The following is a 2,283-nucleotide window of genomic DNA, read 5'->3' as shown; positions in this document are numbered from 1 at the left end:
GACCGTGAAGCTAGTATGTGTGTTGGGGTGGCCTATGTTGCTGGGTAGAGTCAAGAACCTCATCAAATGCCACCTCCCGCTCCCGTATTTTACGCTGTGCAGGCTGCAAAGTGTGGAAATAACCCTACTTGCTGCCTTTCCCGCGCTTGCCAGTATCTCCATTGCGTCGAGCAGCATCGCGAAAACCCTGTGGCTTTTTGTGCTCAGCGCGGTCGGTGCGGCCATTGTGAGGACTGCTGGGTGTGTGATCAATGATATATTTGACAGAAAGATAGATGCAAAGGTCCGGAGGACCAAAAACAGGCCCCTTGCCTCTGGTGCCCTTACTGTTCCTCAGGCATTAAAAGTGCTGCTGTTGCTGGTTGGGATCGCCCTAGGTATTTTGCTATTGACCAACGCGATGACTTTCTACCTAAGCACCTTTTTTGCAGTTGGTATTGTGCTATATCCCTTGATGAAAAGATATTTCTCCTACCCGCAGTTTTTTCTCGGTTTTGTATTCAATTGCGGGGTGTTGATAGGCTCTGCAATGGCGGCAAATAAGCTTGTGCTTGGGTCCATACTCCTGTACATAGGATGCATATTTTGGACCACCGCCTATGATACCATATACGCCTGTCAAGATAAGGAGGATGACGCGATTTTGGGCCTGGGAAGCACCGCAGTCAAGTTCGGTGCTAATACAAAGCGATACATAGGGAGGCTGTATATACTTACCACTACCATGTGGGTGAGTACGGGCGTAATATCCTCGTTGGGTGCTGCTTATTATGTGTGCATGTTGGGGATTGCCGGCATATTCTACTACCAATACGCAAAGTCAGACTTTGACAGCCCCAGCAGATGCATGTATATGTTCAGGATCAACATGTACGTGGGGCTGTTGCTTTTTCTGGGCGCGTTTCTCGGTAAGATAGGTATCAGGTTTCTGTAATTCCCGGTTCGAATGCAACTCGGCGATGTTTCTTCGGAACTATTTAGGTCTTGTATGGGGAGGTTTGCCACCGGTGTTACTGTGGTAACTACGATGGACAACTGTGGTGTTATGCATGGAGTTACGGTTAGCTCGTTCAACTCTGTGTCTCTGGATCCGCCGCTGGTATTGTTTTCTATTGAGAAAACTTCTTCGAGGTTTGGTGTGTTTAGCATGTGCACCCAGTTCGTTGTGAATATTTTGGGTGAGCACCAGGCCGACGTTTCCAGAAATTTTGCAGAGAGGAATAGGAAGTTTTGGGAGAGCTATAATTTTACAGTAGTGGATGGTATGCCCGTGATAAACGGATCCATAGCCTATTTTTATTGTACGATGCATCATCTGTACGATGGGGGAGATCACAAAATTGTGGTTGGTAGGGTGCTGGACTGTAAAATTCTTGATGATGCCAATCCCCTGCTTTACTACCGTGGTGGGTACTGTAGGTTGAATTGCTAATGCGTCGCAATTGCGTACTGTATGCCGATCTGGCAGCTGTCATAAAAAGAAACGTTGCGCGTGCCCCGTATCTGTGGGACGCTATCATACACCGCCGCCGGCAGCTGCATGTTTGTGTTGCCGTGTGTTACGTAGAGTAGTGGTACAAAAGGCGTCTGCACGTGGTTTAAGGTCCCTTGCAATGAAGATTGGCATAGTTGGTTGTTTGGGTAGAATGGGCCGCATAATTGTACAGGAGGTTGTAGGGACTGGTGGTGTTGAGCTTAGTGGAGGTGTTGTAAGGCGGGGGAATGGCCTTGTAGGCGAGGATATGGGGGCAGTGCTCGGCTGTGGCCACGGTGCCAAGATTACGGATTCCAAGGAATTTCTTTTTGATTGCTCTGATGTTGTTATTGATTTTAGTAGTCCTGAGTGTATGCTCGAGTGTGTAGGCATTGCCTCCGAGAAACGTGTTCCACTTGTTAGCGGCACTACCGGAGTCGATGAGAGGGATTTTCGCACGCATGCGGAGAAGGTTCCGCTTTTATGGTCGTGCAACATGAGTTTGGGTGTTACATTGTTACTAGAGCTAGTTAAAATGGCTGCAGCTGGATTTCGGGGCTATGATGTAGAGATTCGAGAATTGCATCATAGAGCGAAAAAAGATGCGCCCTCTGGAACATCGCTAATGCTGGGTAAGGCTGTGGCACAGGGTATGGGGGTTGAGCTTGAATCGCAGCAGCACACCTTTGGTTTCGGTTGTAGGCGGAGTGGCGCCGTGGGGTTTTCCGTTGCCAGAGGAGGAGGGGTGATAGGCGATCATGCGGTTATGTTCCTTGGGGATGATGAGATTGTAGAATTGCAGCACCGGG

Annotated in this window: 3 protein-coding genes; all 3 read left to right on the top strand. The window is 48.8% G+C overall.

The annotated features are described in order from the left end of the window. Positions 1-34 precede the first annotated feature (34 nt). On the top strand, positions 35-934 hold the full coding sequence (locus GAC_RS01525) for a 4-hydroxybenzoate octaprenyltransferase (protein WP_010267994.1): 900 nt from the start codon (positions 35-37) through the stop codon (positions 932-934). 12 nt (positions 935-946) lie between these two features. Next, on the top strand, positions 947-1,432 hold the full coding sequence (locus GAC_RS01520; protein WP_010265186.1) for a flavin reductase family protein: 486 nt from the start codon (positions 947-949) through the stop codon (positions 1,430-1,432). Between the two features lie 181 nt (positions 1,433-1,613). After that, positions 1,614-2,283 (top strand): 4-hydroxy-tetrahydrodipicolinate reductase (gene dapB / locus GAC_RS01515; RefSeq protein WP_037349097.1); only part of this gene is annotated, 670 nt, incomplete at its 3' end.

Source organism: Anaplasma marginale str. Florida (assembly GCF_000215485.1).
Lineage (GTDB): Bacteria > Pseudomonadota > Alphaproteobacteria > Rickettsiales > Anaplasmataceae > Anaplasma > Anaplasma marginale.
Note: the sequence above shows the minus strand (reverse complement) of the source record. Positions and strands in the feature narration are given on the sequence as shown.